General features: G+C 59.8%; 10 protein-coding genes and 2 pseudogenes. 6 read left to right on the plus strand and 6 right to left on the minus strand.

The features are described 5' to 3' along the window. Nucleotides 1–20 precede the first annotated feature (20 nt). On the minus strand, nucleotides 21–929 hold the full coding sequence (locus P5540_07655; protein ID HRT64692.1) for a hypothetical protein: 909 nt from the start codon (nucleotides 927–929) through the stop codon (nucleotides 21–23). A gap of 203 nt (nucleotides 930–1,132) precedes the next feature. On the opposite strand from P5540_07655, the gene P5540_07660 reads away from it, so the two are divergent. The 4 genes from P5540_07660 (at nucleotide 1,133) to P5540_07675 (ending at nucleotide 7,771) form a co-directional block, all read left to right on the plus strand. Continuing rightward, complete coding sequence (locus P5540_07660) at nucleotides 1,133–3,169, plus strand: DnaA/Hda family protein (protein HRT64693.1); 2,037 nt, start codon at nucleotides 1,133–1,135, stop codon at nucleotides 3,167–3,169. A gap of 74 nt (nucleotides 3,170–3,243) precedes the next feature. Beyond that, a complete protein-coding gene (locus P5540_07665) occupies nucleotides 3,244–4,971 on the plus strand; it encodes an ATPase, T2SS/T4P/T4SS family (protein ID HRT64694.1) in 1,728 nt (575 codons plus the stop codon). A gap of 18 nt (nucleotides 4,972–4,989) precedes the next feature. Further along, on the plus strand, nucleotides 4,990–6,060 hold the full coding sequence (locus P5540_07670; GenBank protein ID HRT64695.1) for a type IV pilus twitching motility protein PilT: 1,071 nt from the start codon (nucleotides 4,990–4,992) through the stop codon (nucleotides 6,058–6,060). Between the two features lie 88 nt (nucleotides 6,061–6,148). Next, complete coding sequence (locus P5540_07675) at nucleotides 6,149–7,771, plus strand: ATP-binding protein (GenBank protein ID HRT64696.1); 1,623 nt, start codon at nucleotides 6,149–6,151, stop codon at nucleotides 7,769–7,771. A 40-nt stretch (nucleotides 7,772–7,811) separates the two neighbouring features. Here P5540_07675 and P5540_07680 read toward each other — a convergent pair whose 3' ends face one another. The 3 genes from P5540_07680 to P5540_07690 are packed head-to-tail and all read right to left on the minus strand — an operon-like array spanning nucleotide 7,812 to nucleotide 11,395. Then, entirely contained in the window at nucleotides 7,812–9,185 is a 1,374-nt protein-coding gene (locus P5540_07680) for a sigma-54 dependent transcriptional regulator (GenBank protein HRT64697.1), read from the minus strand. After that, a complete protein-coding gene (locus P5540_07685; protein ID HRT64698.1) occupies nucleotides 9,182–10,594 on the minus strand; it encodes an ATP-binding protein in 1,413 nt (470 codons plus the stop codon). Before P5540_07685 ends, P5540_07680 begins: the two co-directional genes overlap by 4 nt. A 3-nt stretch (nucleotides 10,595–10,597) precedes the next feature. Continuing rightward, on the minus strand, nucleotides 10,598–11,395 hold the full coding sequence (locus P5540_07690) for a uracil-DNA glycosylase (GenBank protein HRT64699.1): 798 nt from the start codon (nucleotides 11,393–11,395) through the stop codon (nucleotides 10,598–10,600). Between the two features lie 200 nt (nucleotides 11,396–11,595). Here P5540_07690 and P5540_07695 point away from each other — a divergent pair, with 200 nt between their 5' ends. Further along, on the plus strand, nucleotides 11,596–14,505 hold the full coding sequence (locus P5540_07695) for a DUF4091 domain-containing protein (protein HRT64700.1): 2,910 nt from the start codon (nucleotides 11,596–11,598) through the stop codon (nucleotides 14,503–14,505). Nucleotides 14,506–15,272: 767 nt separating this feature from the next. On the opposite strand, the pseudogene P5540_07700 reads toward P5540_07695, so the two are convergent. Both P5540_07700 and P5540_07705 read right to left on the minus strand, forming a co-directional pair. Continuing rightward, nucleotides 15,273–15,485, minus strand: a pseudogene (locus P5540_07700) (type II toxin-antitoxin system HicA family toxin). A 1-nt stretch (nucleotide 15,486) separates the two neighbouring features. Continuing rightward, entirely contained in the window at nucleotides 15,487–15,684 is a 198-nt protein-coding gene (locus tag P5540_07705; protein ID HRT64701.1) for a type II toxin-antitoxin system HicB family antitoxin, read from the minus strand. Between the two features lie 734 nt (nucleotides 15,685–16,418). Here P5540_07705 and P5540_07710 point away from each other — a divergent pair. Then, a pseudogene (locus P5540_07710) lies at nucleotides 16,419–16,772 on the plus strand (formylglycine-generating enzyme family protein). Nucleotides 16,773–16,826 lie beyond the last annotated feature (54 nt).

Raw genomic sequence — 16,826 nt, forward strand, 5'->3', positions numbered from 1 at the left:
CGCGCCATTTGTTCCCGAGGTCAATTCAGGAGTTCAATCACGTTTGTCAGCGTGTATTCGCCCCTGACCCGCTTGCCTTCCACCGCCGCCTTGCCTTCGATGGAAATGCCTTTCATCTTGGCCATCATCTGCAGCTGGTTGAAGCCCATTTCCAGCGCCATTCCCAGCACCTTCGCCATGGCCTCCTCCGCTTCCGGCGTGCATTCGACGGTCAACAGCAGCTTGATGGAGTCGTCCGGAAGAATGTCGCCCTGCAACCGGATCGATCCGATGTTCGTGAACACGCCCATCCGGCCCTCCGTCAATACGGTGCTCAAGTCGAAACCTTTGGCGGACGCCACCGCCGAAGCCATTGCGAGGAGGCTCCCGTCGCGGTTGTCCAACACCAGTTCAAGCGTGTGCCCGCCCTCGATTTTCAGCGTGTCGCCGGGGGCCGGCTTGTTCCACAGCGTCTTCAGCTTGGCCAGGAACAGCTTGTCCATTTTCGCCGTGCCGTCCCGCCGCAACAGGCCGCGCTGCTTTGCGGCCATTTTTTCGGTAAACCACTCGTCCATCGGGGCCGGCAGTTTGAAACCGTTGACCTTGTCGGCAATGACTGGCGCCAGGCGGCGATCGTTCACGAACAGCGTCATGTTCATCTCGCCCAGGACATAGTCCGGCGTAACGATCAGGCCCGCCTCGTAAGGTAGCGCATAGGGAATGACCGAATCGGGCACCCGGAGGTTCTTGAGGAATTGCCGCTTGATGAAATCCTTCGCGCGCGGCACGTCCACCGACAACATCGCGCGCGTTTCCGGTTTTACCAGCGTGGCGTGGGGAATGCGCGGCGATCCCCAGATCACCCCAAACTTGCTGTCCACCACCAGCGCCGCCACCACCACGGCGGCAATCAAACACAACACTACGATGAGCACGATTTTCTTAACCACGATCGAAAGCCCTCTCTCAGCTACACACGCATCACGGAGCCTGTCTGGCCCCACCAAAGGCGTATCCTATGCCAACGCCGCGCGCTTGTCAAACACACAAGCAAGCCAGCGGGCGCCGGCGCGCCCCGTCCCGGCGGTTTTGATGGCGGTTGATGTAAAACCCAAATGGTGCTAGGATTTACGCGAGAGGAAAACGGCGAAAGATGTTAGGTTTCCGTTCACGGGCCGCCCAGACGGCCAGAACTACCCCGGACCCCGTGGAATCGGGCGGGACTGTTTCCGGCGAAACGGCGGATCCGCCCGGTGCTTCGGAATTGCCACGCGTTCCGGCGGATGGAACACCATTGGCCGTGCCGCCGAAAAGGCTGGGATCCATTCTGGTCGAGGAACATCTGGTTTCCCAGGCACAAATCGAGGAGGCCTTGGCCTATCAGCGGGAACACGGGGGATTTTTGGGGCAAATTTTGGTTGAAATGGGCTATATCAGTCAGAACGATTTGGTATTGTGCCTGGTCAAGCAATGCCGGATTCCCCATATCAGCCTGCTCGACTACGATATCTCGAAGGAAGTGCTCCAACTGGTGCCCAAGGAATTGTGCCAGACCCACAACCTAATCCCCATAGACAAACTGGGCCGGATTTTGACCGTCGCCATGGTGAATCCGCTGGACACCGCCGCGCTCGACGAAGTCAAGAAAGTGTGTCCGGATCTTCGGATCAAGCCGATCTTGTGCGATTGGCAACACCTCCAAACGGTATTTACACGGACTTACGGCGCGGCCCGGCAGAATCTCGACGAACACAGCCTCCCCTTGGGACCCAAGCGGCAATTTGACAAGGCAAGCGAACCGGACGCGGATGTGATGACCCAACTGGATGCCGTCGCGAAAGACCTCATCCAACAATCGGCAACGGAAAGGGTCTCGCCGAAACCCGCCATCCCGCAAGCCCCTGTCCAGCCGAACCTCGCCGACGCCCCGGCCTCCGACATTACGGCCATGGTGCGGGAAAGCGTGGGGGGCATCCTGCAGGACGCCATGGCCAATCTTATGGCCGGCAACATGGGAAAACAGGACCAAAAGGGCGCCAAGGCGACGACGCTTTCAAGGGACGACTTGAATTGGGCCATTCGCGAAAGTGTCGCCGACGCGGTTCGGGAAGTCATGGCGGTTTCGCCCATGCCGGCGAAAACCGCGCAGGGAACGGATTTGAGCGCCATGATCCGGGAAAGCGTTGCGGCGGCAATGCAAGAAACGCTGGGTGGTCGTAACACCGCGGGATCCAAGACACAAGACGAGATTCAAACACTATTACGGGCGGCCGTTCAGGAGGCGTTGCGCGGCAACGAAGCCGCCGCCGTGGCCCGCACGACCCTGCATGATCTCGAAATGCGCGACGCCGAACGTCTCAAGCGACAAAAACATGCGCCGGCCATGGGACGCGGTTTCGCCGCCCGTTCCGAAGCCCGAATCGAGTCCGACGATCAAGTCTTGGATGCTTTCAATTCAGACCATCTGTTGGACGAGTACCGGTTCGAGACCTTCGTGGTGGGAAAAGGCAATGCCTTCACGGTGAAATTGTGCCGGGCCGTCGCCAGCCAGCCCGGCGGCGAATACAATCCCTTTTTTATTTACGGCGATGTCGGACTTGGCAAGACCCATCTGGTCAACGCGATTGGAAACGCCATCGCGGAAGTCCATCCCGACATGCGCATCGGCTATGTGTCGGCAAGCCGCTTCGCCACGCGCCTCGCCGAAGCCCAACGCGACGACGCTGTGGACGCATTTCGATCCAGTTACGGCCATTGGGACGTGCTGATACTCGACGATATCCAGTTTCTCGGCGGACGCGTCGAGGCGCAGGAGGAATTTTTTCACATTTTCAACGCGTTGCAACAGCAAAACCGCCAGATAATTATCGCGGGGGACAAGCCCCCCGACCGCCTCGGCATGCTTGAACAACGGTTGATTTCCCGCTTTTCGGGAGGCATTGTGGCCAATGTGCGCCCGCCCGAATTCGAGGCGCGCGTGGCCATTCTGGAACGGATAGCGGAGAAAAGCGGCGCAACGTTGTCCGCCGACATCCTGGCGCTGGTGGCCCGGCGCGTGACACACGACATGCGCAAGATGATCGGCGCGCTGAGAAAAATCATGGCCTTTGCGAAACTTCAGGAGGGGGACATTACCCCCGAAACGGCCAACGACATTCTGATCCAGCTGGGAATCGTGGAGGTGGCATGACGCCGGAACGACAGAAGGCGGTTTTTTCTTTCGGCCCCTATGATGCATAATGTCCTGTTTGGAGGTACTGAGTCATGGCAACGAAAGTGATCAAACGACGCCTGCCCGATTTGCTGCTTGAACAGGGTCTGGTAACCGAGGAGCAACTCAAGGAATGCATCGCCCTCCAACGCGCCACCGGCCAGAATCTGGCGCATATTCTTGTTGAGCGCAAATACCTTTCCGAAGAAGATCTGGTTATCACGCTGAGCGAGCAACTTGGCATTCCCCACATGCGGGTGGCCAATTACAACATCCCGAAGAACGTCTTGGCCGAGGTGCCGGAAACCCTCGCGCGCCAGCACACCATGCTGCCGATTTCGATCACGGGCGACGTGCTCACGCTGGCCATGTCGAATCCGCTGAACATCATGGCGCTGGACGACCTCCGGATGCTGACCAGTTATGAAATCGAGCCGGTCGTGGCCATCGAGTCGGAACTGCTCGCGGCCATCGAAAAGAATTACGGCGGCGGCAAAGCGCACGATTTGTACGACGAACTGCTGGCCGCCAACAAAGAGGAAAAAGAACTCGAAGTCGTCGAAGAGAACGATCAGGTCGAGGACGTTTCCGCTTTGGAAGCGGGCGCGGAAGACGAGCCCGTCAAGCGGCTGGTGCGCCTTATTCTTTTCAACGGACTCGAATTGGGTGCCAGCGATATCCATATCGAACCCTTCGAGAAGATCGTCCGGGTCCGGTACCGCGTGGACGGTACCCTCGAGGAGGCCAAAGGGCCGCCCAAAAATTTGCAAAGCAACTTGGTCGCCCGGCTAAAGATTCTCAGCGGCAACCGCATTGACGAGACGCGCAAACCCCAAGACGGGCGCATTCACATCCGATACAATAACCGCGACATAGACTTCCGCGTGGCGTATCTGCCCTCGAAATACGGCGAAAAGGTCGTGCTGCGTGTGCTGGACAAGAGCAACCTGACCCTGGACTTGGAAGGCATGGGCTTCGAGAAACAACCCATGGAAGCCTTCAACCACGCCCTCAAACTGCCCCACGGCATGATTCTGATGACAGGCCCCACCGGTTCGGGGAAAACCACCACACTCTACAGCGCACTCAACAAACTCAACGTGGTCAGCCGCAACATCGTCACGGTCGAGGACCCCATCGAGTACGAACTGTTCGGCATCACCCAGGTTCAGACGCACGCGGCGATTGGCCTTACCTTCGCCGAGGCGCTTCGCCAGATTTTGCGACAGGACCCCGACATCGTCATGCTGGGCGAAATCCGCGATCACGAAACGGCCGATGTGGCCGTGAAGGCGGCGTTGACCGGTCATTTGGTGCTGAGCACGCTGCACACGAACGACGCGGCGGGCGTTTTCCCCCGCTTGACCGACATGGGCGTCGAGCCTTTCCTCGTGCAATCGTCGGTGGCGCTGGCCGCCGCGCAACGGTTGCTCAAGCGCGTGTGCTCCTACTGCAAGGAACCCATTCATCATGTGCCGAAGGACGTTTTAGAACGAATTCAATACAAGCCCAACGATGAAGACGGCCCGCCGCAGTTCGTTCGGGGCCGCGGCTGCGCCAAGTGCAAGAACACGGGATACAAGGGCCGCGTGGCCGTTATCGAGGCCATGCCGAACTATCCTGAAATCCAGGATTTGGTGATGAACCGGGCCTCGGGCACCCAAATCAAACTTATGGCGATGAAATGCGGCATGCGCACCTTGCGTATGAACGCGCTGTCAAAAGCCGCCAAGGGCATTACCACCATTGAGCAGGTGTTGGAGCACACAACAGCGGATTAGGCGAGGGGAGGCACGGGCATGTCCATCAGTATCAAGGAACTCTTGAAAAAAACCATCGAGTCCGGAGCAAGCGACCTGCATATCGTGGTGGGCGCGCCGCCCATGGTCCGGCTGCACGGCAGCCTCGAACCCTTGCCGGGCTACGAACGACTCAACCCCGAAGACACCCAAGAAATTATCTATGCCGTCATGAATGAGGATCAGGTCGCGGAATTCGAGGCCGAAAAAGAATGCGACCTGTCGTTCGGCATTGACGGATTGAGCCGGTTCCGTCTCAACGTCTACCGCGACCGCGGTTCCGTCGTGGGGGCCTTCCGCGCAATTCCATTTGAGATCCTGACCTTCGAGGAACTCGGCCTGCCGCGGATTGTGGCCGATTTCGCGTATCGCCCCGTGGGCTTGGTGCTCGTCTGCGGACCGACGGGTAGCGGCAAATCCACCACGCTGGCCGCCATTCTCGACCGGATCAACCGGGAACGAAGCGTTCACATCATCACGGTGGAAGACCCGATCGAATACCTGCACCGCCACAACCGCAGCATCATCAACCAACGCGAAGTCCATGCGGACACCAAATCATTTGCCGCGGCGCTGAAACACGTGCTGCGACAGGATCCCGACGTGATCCTCATCGGTGAAATGCGCGATCCGGAGACGATTCAGGCCGCCTTGACGGTCGCCGAAACCGGCCACTTGGCCTTCGCGACCCTGCACACCAACGATGCGCTACAGACCATCAACCGCATTGTGGACGTGTTCCCCTCCAATCAGCAGGATCAGGTGCGCACCCAACTTTCGTTCGTGCTCGAAGGGGTGGTCGTTCAACAACTCATTCCGCGCGCCGACGGAACCGGGCGCGTGTTGGGGCTTGAAATCATGGCGCCCAATCCGGCCATCCGCGCGCTCATCCGCGCCGAAAAACTCGAACAAATTCCCTCCATGATTGAAATCGGCACCGGCGAAGGCATGATGACCATGAATCAGTCCCTTTACCGGCTGGTGCGGCGGGGGATCATCTCGCTCGACATGGCCATGAAGCGCAGCCCGAACCCCGAGGGTTTGCAGCGGCTGCTGGACAAGGGGCCATGACGATCGCATGGCGGACGGCGAATTCCGGCATGAGACGCATGGCGGGGTTTCGTAATCCATAATTCGCGATTCACGATTCAGGTGACGTATGCGGGACAATTGGCTGCGTTCGACTGTATACGAAGGCCCGCTGGTGTGGTTGTGGTCGGTGGGCGTGGCGCGGATTGTTGTGTTGATTCTCGCGGCGATAGGTGCGTACCGCTTCGCGCCGGCCGCATTCAATATTCATCATTTCGGCGACGCGACCCAGGCCGTGTATGTGCAGATTGGCCTGTATCTGCTGGCCCTTGTGACCGGCGCCCTGTACATCGCCTCGCTCAAGCGATCGAAAACCGTTCCGCTGTTGCTGACATGGACGCAGATGCTGGTGGATTTCGGCGTCGTGGCCGCCACGATCAGTTTTACCGGCGGTATCCGCAGTTTCTTCGTGTTTCTCCTGGTCATCGTCATTCTCGAAGCGGGGCTTTTTCTCGGTCTCATACAGGGTTTTGTGTTTGCAACGCTCGCGACCGTATTCGTCGGCGTCCAGGCCGCCGATCCCTTTGCCCTGCCGGCGCACTACGCCCTGTACCAATGGGTGGATATCTGGTATCGCTTTGTCATCCAGAGCCTTGCGTTCTACCTGACCGCGTTTGTGAGCGGGTATTGGAACCAGCGCATTACACGGATGGAACAGTTCCAACGCAACATTCTCGACAACATGAACAGCGGATTCATCGTGACCACGTCCAACGGCGAAATCACGGCCATGAACCGCGCCGCGTACGAAATACTCGGCATAACCGACGGATCGGCTGTCGGCCGGAACGTGGGTGAGGTAATGCGCATGGCATCGGGCGGCGAATGTCCGGCCTTGACCGCCTTGCGGCGCCGTCGTGATTTCATCGGCTACGAGTTTCTCGCCTTGACGGGAGCAGGCCAAAGCCGCCAGATTGGATTGACCACCAGTCTGATTTACGATGCGCGCGGGCGCGTTTCCCGGCTCATTGTTTCGTTTTCGGATCTGACCGAAATAGCCCGGATGCGCCAGGAATTACAGGCACAGGATCGCCTCGCCGCCGTGGGCGAACTGGCCGCCGGGCTTGCTCACGAAATCCGAAATCCCGTCGCAGCTATCCGCGGCGCCGTGGATGAAATCCGATCCAACCTGGATGCGCGCGACATGGTTCACAAACTAGCGGCGATTGCCATTCGTGAATCGGATCATCTCAACAGCATCGTTTCCGGATTTCTCGATTTCGCGCGCGAGCCTACCCTGAAACGCGAAAAAGTGGACTTGCGAGCGCTGGCCGCCGAAACATGCAATGCACTTACGCGCGACTATGCGGACAAAAACGAGTTGCGCATAGAGACCGTGTTTCCGCCCGACGAAATTCCATGCACGGTCCATGGGGCGCATTCGCCATTGAGGCAAGTCCTCATGAACCTGATTCACAATGCCGTCGAGGCCATGGACGGACGGGGAAAAGTCACTGTATCCTTGGCGCCGTCCGCCGCGTCGGTCGAAATCCGCGTGGAAGACGAAGGCCCTGGCATTCCACCCGACAAGATTACACGCATTTTCGATCCCTTCTATACCGACAAGGAAAACGGCGTCGGAATGGGGCTGGCCATTTGCTCGCGCATCGTGACCGCGCACGACGGGGTAATTTGGGCCGACAGCCGGCCAAATGGCGGTGCGCGGTTGACCGTGCGGCTTCCCAAGGCATGATTCAAACGCGACCGTAGCCACCGGAAAAGCGCTTCTGTTTTCAAGCCTCGTCGGAGACGCGCCGGTCAATGTCGTGTTTTTTCAGGCGGTATTGAAGCGTCTTGTAGGTAAGCCCAAGGAGTTCGGCGGCTTCCTTGATGCGGCCACCGGAACGTTCGAGGGCTTGACGGATGAAATCCTGTTCGAGATCCTCCAGAACGATGCCGCCGGGGGGAAGTGTGAAAAGGCCGGGTTCCGCGTTTCGCTGGCGAAGTTTTTCAGGTAGCGCGTCGAATTCCACAACCGGCCCGTCACAAAGGATAAACAACTGTTCGAGGGTGTTTTCCAGTTCCCGGACGTTGCCCGGCCAGCGATACCGGCGCATCGCGTCAATCGCGTCGGGCGAAAGATTCGGCGCCGGTTTTCCCAGTTTCGCGGCCAGTTTCCCCCGAAAATGGGCCAGCAACAGCGGCAAGTCCTGCATGCGATCGCGCAGGGGCGGCAAATCCACGCGCAACACGTCGAGCCGGTAATACAGGTCCTTTCGAAACGCGCCTTCCTCGACGCGCTGGGCCAGATCGCGATTGGTGGCCACGAGCACGCGGACATCCACCTTCCGGGGCTGGCTCGATCCGACGCGCTCCACCATGCCATCCTGCAGGACGCGCAACAATTTCGCCTGGCTTTCGAGGCGCATGTCGCCGATCTCGTCAAGGAACAGCGTGCCCTCGTTTGCGATTTCAAACTTGCCGGGTCGGCTGGCCTCGGCGCCGGTGAATGCGCCCTTTTCATGCCCGAACAACTCACTTTCAACGAGCGAATCCGGTATGGCCGCGCAGTTCATCACGATAAACGGTTTCTTGGCGCGCGGTCCCGCAAAGTGGATATGGCGCGCGACCAGTTCCTTGCCGGTGCCGCTTTCGCCCTGGATGAGCACGGTGCTCGACACGTTTACGGCCCTGCCGATGACGTCGAACACCCGCTGCATGGATTCACATTCCCCGATAATGTTGCCGAGGGAAGCGCCGCGCGTCACGAGTTCGCGCAGGCGGCGGTTCTCCACGCGCAGACCGCCGCGTTCGATCGCCTTCGCCACGACCACCAGCAACTCGTCCTTGTCAAAAGGCTTTTCAAGATAGTCCGTTGCGCCTTCCTTCATGGCGGTGACGGCGGTGGCGACGGTCGCATAGGCGGTCATGACAACGACCTCGATGTCGGGCCGGATTCGTTTTGCCTCGCGGAGCAAATCGAGACCGTCCATGCCCGGCATGCTCAGATCCGTCAGCAGCATGTCGAACACGTCATCCTTGAGCGCCTCGACGGCTTCCGCCCCCGAAGCCGTGCCCGTGGCCGCATATCCCGCGCGGAGCAGAATGTCCGCAATGATATCGCGCTGCACGCGATCATCTTCGGTTATTAGTATTTTCGGTTTCATACGTCCTTGCCTTTTGGGATGGCCGTTTGCGGTATCGGGAACGCCATGACCACCTGGCAGCCCTGGTCCGGCAGACTCGACAAGGAAATCGTGCCGCCGTGCTCCTCGACGATGCCGCGCGTGATTGAAAGACCGAGGCCGGTGCCCGTGGTTTTTGTCGTGAAATAGGGGTCGAAAACCCGATCGGCGATTTCTTTGGGAATGCCGGGACCATCGTCGCGAATTTCCACCTCGCAATGTTTCTCCATGACCCGGCTGAACAGACGAACACGCCCGCCCCGCGGGCAGGCATCCATCGCGTTGAGCAATACATTTAAAATGGCCCTTTTCAATTGCTTCGGATCTATGGCCAAGACCAGATCCCCCGCTCGTAATTCCGTTATGAAACGGATGCCGCGCGCTTCCGCGTCCTTGCGGACAAGCCGCGCGCATTCTTCCAGCACGGCGTCTATGCGGTAGGGTTCGATGTGCAGTTCGCCTTCCTTGGCCAGCGAAAGGAATCCAGACACGATTTCCTGGAGCCGGTTGGCCTCGTTGCGAATGGTCTGGATCTGTTTGACCGCCTGTGCCGCATCCGGCACGCCGTGGAGTTGATCCATGGCGTGACTGGACAACAGTTTGATCGAATTCAGCGGGTTGCGGATATCGTGCGCGACGCCCGCCGCGAGATTGCCGATGGCCGAAAGGCGCTGTGCCTGCCGCAGGTTCGCCTCGACGGTCTCCTTTTCACGCAGGGAGGCCACCATGCTGTTGAAGGTTTCCTCGAGCGCAAGGACTTCGCCCGCATTGCGCCCCGTCCCGACGGCCTGGAGGCGCCCCTCGCGAATCTGCGCGCACGATTTTGCGAGTTCGCTCAACGGTCGCAGAATGCGCGCGATGAAATAGATCATGAGACCCAGCGTGACCACGAACACCAGCGTGAGCATGGCGAGGTACTTGTTTTTGAATGCGCGGACAATTTCAGTTTGCGGCACGACCGTCACGCGCGCCGTGAGCATGCACACTTCCTTGCCCCCGATGGTGACGTGCATCCGGGCCACTTTCGTCAGGCGTCCCTCGCTGTCTTTTTCGAGCATGAATGGCGCCACCTCGACGGGATCTTTCGGCTCATGCAGTTCTATCTGGGTGCCGCGGTATGTCTTCGAGAGATCCTCCTCGAGATCGTGAAGATTCACATTGGGATTTTCCTGGACAATCAACACAAGACGCTCGGCGATGTCCTGCGTTCGCTCTTCCATTTCCGAAACGACTTCCCCGAAATAATGCCGGGTAATCACATACACGGATCCCAGCATGCACGCCACGAGAACGGCGCACAGAATAATCACCTGGAAAATCAGCGAACGGTACCAGCGCACACGCGGTGCGCCGGTGTCCCCGCGATGGTCCTTTTTCCGTCGCCATCCCATGGTTTATGGCCCCGGCGTGAATTCGCCGCGATACACCTTGAGCACTTCAAGCACATCCTCCCATGTTTTGCGCTTGTCGCCGGGATTGCGCAGCAGGTAGGCGGGGTGGTATGTCGCGCGCAGCGGAATCCCGTGATAAAAGTGCCAGCGGCCGCGCAGGCGCCCAATGGGTTCCACGGTCTTGAGCAGCGTTTGCGTCGCGTACGTACCCAGCGTGCAGATGACTTTCGGGCGAATGATTTCAAGTTGCCGGATCAGATACGGCTCGCATTGTTCGACTTCGCCTGGAAGCGGATTGCGATTGTCCGGCGGCCGGCATTTGAGCACGTTGCAGATATACACCTCGGCGCGTTGCAAATTCATCCCTTTTTCAATGATGTCGGTCAACAATTGCCCCGCGCGTCCGACAAAGGGTTTGCCCTGCCGATCTTCTTCCGCGCCCGGCGCTTCGCCGACAAAGACCAGTTCCGCCCTTGGATTGCCCGCGCCAAACACCAGTCGCGTCCGCGTTGCTCCCAGCGGGCAGGCATGGCAATCCATCATGTACCGTTCCAACGCGCCGAGATCCTGTATCTCCGGTGGAATCGGTCCCCAAACGCCGGATGGCTTGGGGGCGCTCGCTTTTGACAAAACGGGATTTGCCGGAACATTCGGTTTTCGCACCGGGGCGGATGGAATGCGGTTTAGCCGGTCCGCCACCTCCGGCGACACGGCTATCGTGCGATTTTTCCCGCGGGCATTCCGGCGGACAAGTTCGCACACATCGTTCAATACGCTTTTTAAGGTATCCTGATTTGACACGGGTACGTCTCCAACAGGCGAATGATATCATGCGAAACGGGGGAAATAGGAATAAAGGCCCAAAAGGGTAAAGCCGGGTGGGGATTGTTTCCGCCCCATTTCGGTATACTTTCCGCCGTGAAAGAAATCAAAGGCGGTTGTGGCGATCCACCGCGGACGCCATCGTCATCGGCTGGCCTTTTGCATGAAAGGGATGCGGCATGTTTGCAGGATATGGGCTGCGCTGGACATGGGCGCTGGCTCTTGGCGCGATTGCGCTGTCGGAACCGGCCGCGGGACCACATTCCGCGAATACATCCGGATCGCCGGCGCCGCCGGGTGTGTTCAAGGGCGGCGCGCAACAGCGGGCCATTGCTCCCCTGCCCCCCTCAAGAGAGGAACCGGCTGCGGGTGCGACATTCCAACCCCCAGTTCCCAAACCCCAATCCCCACCCCCCAGTCCCCAGCCCCCACTCCCTTCCCCGGCGGAACCGCTGAAGGCCCCCGTGCGCGCCGATGGTCCCTTCCTTCGTTTGGCGGTGGCGCCGAATGCCGGCGCGCCGATTACCGAATTCGGATTGCAGGCGGTAAAGGGAAATTATGCGGGCGAGAACGGGTTGGTCCAGGAGGGATTCGGCGTCGCGAGCCGCTACATTCCGAACCGCCGCCTGAATGAAGCCTGCGAGGTCGTGGAGGCCGCCGGCGGGATGAAGGGCGTGCGCTATACTTACGACTGCGACGGACCGAATATCGCGGGGCTGCATGTTACGCGGATTATCGAACCGCAACCCGGCGAATCGTCGCTGCGGGTGCAGTGGCGGGTCGAAAACCGGGGATCGGAAACGCACTGGGTGGCGCCTTGGGTGCGCAATCCGGTGGTGCCGGGCGCATCGTTCGACACGACGGATCGCATTGACTTGCCCACCCTGGACGGCGTGCAACGCGTCGAACGGTCCGGGTATTACCCCGCTTCGCGGAACTGGGCCGCGTTGACGGATCCGGTCGAAAGCATCAGCGTCTGCGGCATTTTCGACGCGAACGAGACCCACGCCTTTCTGGCGGTATGGGAACCCGCCCGGAAACTTGCGGGATTCCAAACCGCGTTCGTGCCCCGGCTGATGAAACCGGGCGACTCATGGGAAACCACGTATCGTCTCAATATCGTCCGCGGCATGAAACACGTGGACTTCGCCACGGACGAACTCGCCGCGCAGGTGGATTACAGGCCGGGCATGCTCGAATTGTTCATCTCGGCGGTAAAGCCGATGGCCGATGTCCATATTCACGCCAGCGTCGTTGCCGAAAACGGGCGGCGCTGGAAACTTCCCGTGAAAAAATTCGACATCGATCCCAACCGCGTCATCCGATGCCCCTACGCATGGACCGCGCCGGGCGACGGCATGTACGACCTGATGGCCCAACTCAGGCCGGGCGGCACAAATCCGCTGGATCTCGGCAAGGACACCCATCCGCCGCACGGCGGAATTGACACGCGGTTCAACGTGGGCAAGGGAAAAGCCGGCATGGAGCCGTGGACCGAAGCGCCGTTTGCCGTTGAACGGGGCCCCCGAACCATCAAGCGGACGCTGGCGTTTCCGGGCGACACGGCGGTATGGGTGGCCTCGCCGCTGGAAAAAATTTTCCGCGAGGACGTTCCGGAATCGAACGGCGCGTTCGATCCGATGATCCGCGTGGCGCTTGCGCGCAACGAGCGGGAATCGTTCCAAATCGTGGTGCGGCCGCCGAAGGATCGCGGCTTGCACGGCGTCACGTTCAGGACCGGCCGGTTGATCCATCGCGATGCGGGGCAATCGTTGGGGGAAAACGTTTTCCGCGTCATGAACGTGGGCTACGTGCCCATCCGCGTTCCGTCGCATTACGAAGGCCCCACGGGCGAATGGCCGGATCCCCTGATTCCCTTCGAGCCGTTCACCGCGCCCGCCGGACGCTGCTCGCCGGTGTGGTTCACGCTGTACGCGCCGCCCAACGCCGCCGCGGGCGTCTACACGGGGAGCATAGTCATGACCGGCATCGAAAACGGGGAGACCGTTTTTCCGGTTGAGGCGACCGTATACGATTTCGATCTGCCCGTGACACCGTCACTCAAGACCGATTTTGGATTTCGACCGGATCTTGCGCGCGAAGCGGCGGAACGGATGGGTTGCACGCTTGCGCCCGGCGATCTGGCCGCACGGTATGTCGCCAACGCCCTCGATCATCGCGTCACGCTGCGCGAAGCCGCCCAGTTCCCGCCCGCAAGCCCCGATTACACGTCGGACCTCGCGCGATTCGAACCGCGTTTCAAGGATCTGATCGTTCGCGGCGGCACGACGTTCTCGGTTCCGGCCAGTCTGCTGGAGGCGCCGACCGCCCTCGGAAGGGCCAACGCCTTCGTCGCGGGCCGAAATATCAACGATCGCGCGTTTTGCGCGATAGCCTCGGAACCGCCGCCCGACGAATGGCCCCAAGTAGCCGAGCGGGCCAAACAATGGCAGACAATCGCCCCGGCCATTCCGGCGATGATCACGGCCTTCGGGCTGGACGCCTATCTGCCCGATTTCGTGCCGATTTGGTGCGCGCACCTGCAATTGTTCGACACGCCCAACGGGCGGCCCCTGCTGGAACGCATCGGGCAGGGCCGGGAAACATGGTTTTACGTCAACCACCAACCGCCGCGGCCCTACGCCAACCTGTTCATGGACTTTGCCGGCATCGAGCATCGGATCCTGCCTTGGCAGGCATGGGCGCTGGGCGTTCGCGGAATGCACCACTGGTGCGTCAACCATGTCGAAAAGGGCCAAGACCCCTATGCCAATCCCGCCGATGTGACGCCCGTAAACGGCGACGGGTTGTTGTTGTACCCCGGCAAGGACGGTCCCGTTGATTCCATCCGCTGGGAACTGTTGCGCGACGGAATCGAAGACTACGATTACCTGACGATCCTGGCGGATTGCCTGCGCAAGGCCCGGCAGAAAGGGGCGCCGGCGCCGCTGATCGCACAGGCGGAAAGTGCGTTGAACCTCAAAACAATTGTGCCCAACTTGACGTCGTTTACACGCGATACCGGCCTCCTTGAATCGAAACGCGCCGAGATGGCCCGCGCGATCGTGGCGCTCGGAAAATACCGGTAAGGGCGCGCGCGCCTTAATTCTCTCCCAAGAAACGCGGCAAGGATGCCGCGTCTACGACGATAGAAGCGACCTCTTGCCGCTATTCCGTCGCCTCGTTCGATCGAGAGCGACATGCCCATGCGTGCAGACGGTCGTCTCACGTCATGCAAGATACCGGCCGGCGGGGACGCCGACCCTCCCGCGCCGCAACAAACCGGATGGGTCGTTGCTCAAGAGCGTGTACGGAAAATCCCTTGGGCACGGAACGTAGGACAGGCTGTCCAGCCTGTCCTACTGGAACCGGAAAATTTACAAGGATCGACAGACTGGACAGTCTGTTCTACGCCCTTTCCATACACGCTCTAAAGTTTTCTGGTTTTTCTGGACCTTGACAGGCGAAACCCGGCATGCTATTTTTTTATATTCTCTGACGGGCAACGAGGAGGGCATGCGACATGCTTCGGGCCGGATGGATACCGCGATTGTGGGTTGGATTGTGTCTGGCGGGCCTCGCCGCACATGTCGTGAAGCTTCCTCGCAAGTCTGTCGGAAAGAGTTTGTATTCTTGCCCAGAAGCACCGTACATTTCTTGTTATGCAGGTGTAACATCTGCGCCGCGCGCCACGGAAAGAGGATGCCGGACGATGGGCCTGTGTCGCGCGGAGAGAAAAGCGTGAAATTCTCCGAGTCCGGCTGCTATACTGCGGTTGTGTCTTACAGGGAGGGCGCACGTCCCCGCGCGCCGTTTCACGTCGCGTAAAAAAGCGGTCGGGAGGGCGCGCTCCCGGTTAGAGCAAGGCCTTGAATTGTTCCGGGGTGAGACCCGCGTCTTGGGCAATGGCGCCCATGGTGAACGAATTGATCGGATTATGGCGAGGGACGGTCAATCGCGTTACACCGTTGGACATCACCGTGTGTTTTCACTCGCGAACAACCCTGTACCCGGCCTTCCGCAATGCCCGAACCGCTTCCTCCCATCCCACCCCTGGTATCCGCGGCATGTCAGACCCTTACAATCTCTTCGCTGATCTTGAACTCGGTCTCTTCGAGTTGCTCCGCCTCGAGCCACTCTTGGATGGCGGCGCGAATGTTGGCAAGCGCCTCTTCCCGTGTTTCACCCTGCGAATGACAGCCTCGAAGGGAAGGACAACTGGCGGCCACGCCTTCCTCCGTTTCGATCAACGTGACTCTGAATTCCATGTTTCTCATGCTCCAAGTCGTTATCATCATTTTACATGAATGCCTTCTCCGTGGCAATGGCGGCGCGTCCTCGCGCGCCACGCGATAACGTATGAACCGTAAGTTCGATTGCCCAATCGGATCGGCGCTCCAGCCAATCAGGGAATGCGCGCGTTCCCGCGCGCCGTTTCACGTCGCGCAAAATACCGGTCGGCGGGGACGCCGCCCCTCCCGCGCGTTTGCAAAATGGAAGGATTCCTGATACACTGAACTTGGCATGATTGCGGCGGGAATGGCAATTCGAGAGGAAATTGAAAGCGGAGGAATCGAACATGCTTTTCCAGGGAAAACGATCGCATGCTCTTGTGTGTGTGGGCGTCTGCGCCGTTGCGTTGTTGTCGGCGGACGCATGGGCGCAAGGACCGGTGGTGTCGAATGTAACGTTTTCACAGTCTCCGAACGGGACCGCCGGGACGAAGATGGACATCTTCTACGATCTCGCCAGCCCAAACGGAAACTGCACCGTCTCGGCCAAGGCGTCAAAGGACAACGGCGCGACATTCCCGTTCAACGTCAGGACCGCCACGGGCGATATTGGGCCGAACGTCGCGCCCGGTACGGGCAAGCACATCGTCTGGGACATCGCGGCGGATTATCCCGGCGAAACGGTCCCGCAGGGCAAGATTCGCATCATCGCCGACGACGGTACCGGCCCCACGCCGGGCGAGGAGGCCACGTTCGCGGGGATGCGATTCGTCTGGATCCCGGCGGGGACCTTTATGATGGGCCGGTATGCCGGCGAACAGGACAGCAATTCCGACGAAGACCCGCAGCATCAGGTCACGTTGACGCAAGGCTTCTGGATGGGTAAATATGAGGTCACGCAGGCGCAATGGCAGGCGGTCATGGGATCGAACCCGTCCTACTTCACCGGCGACATGAGCCGGCCCGTCGAGTCTATTTCGTGGGACGACATCACGCAACCGAACGGATTTCTCGACAAATTGAACCAGGCCAATCCGGGCCTGACGTTCCGGCTGCCTACGGAAGCCGAATGGGAATACGCCTGCCGGGCGGGAACCACCACTCGGTTTTACTGGGGCGATGATCCCCCGATCCCCGGCTAAGAAAAATCCCGTTGGCGGGATCTTGTTGGCTTCATT

Source organism: Candidatus Hydrogenedentota bacterium, from assembly GCA_035450225.1.
Taxonomy (GTDB): domain Bacteria; phylum Hydrogenedentota; class Hydrogenedentia; order Hydrogenedentales; family SLHB01; genus DSVR01.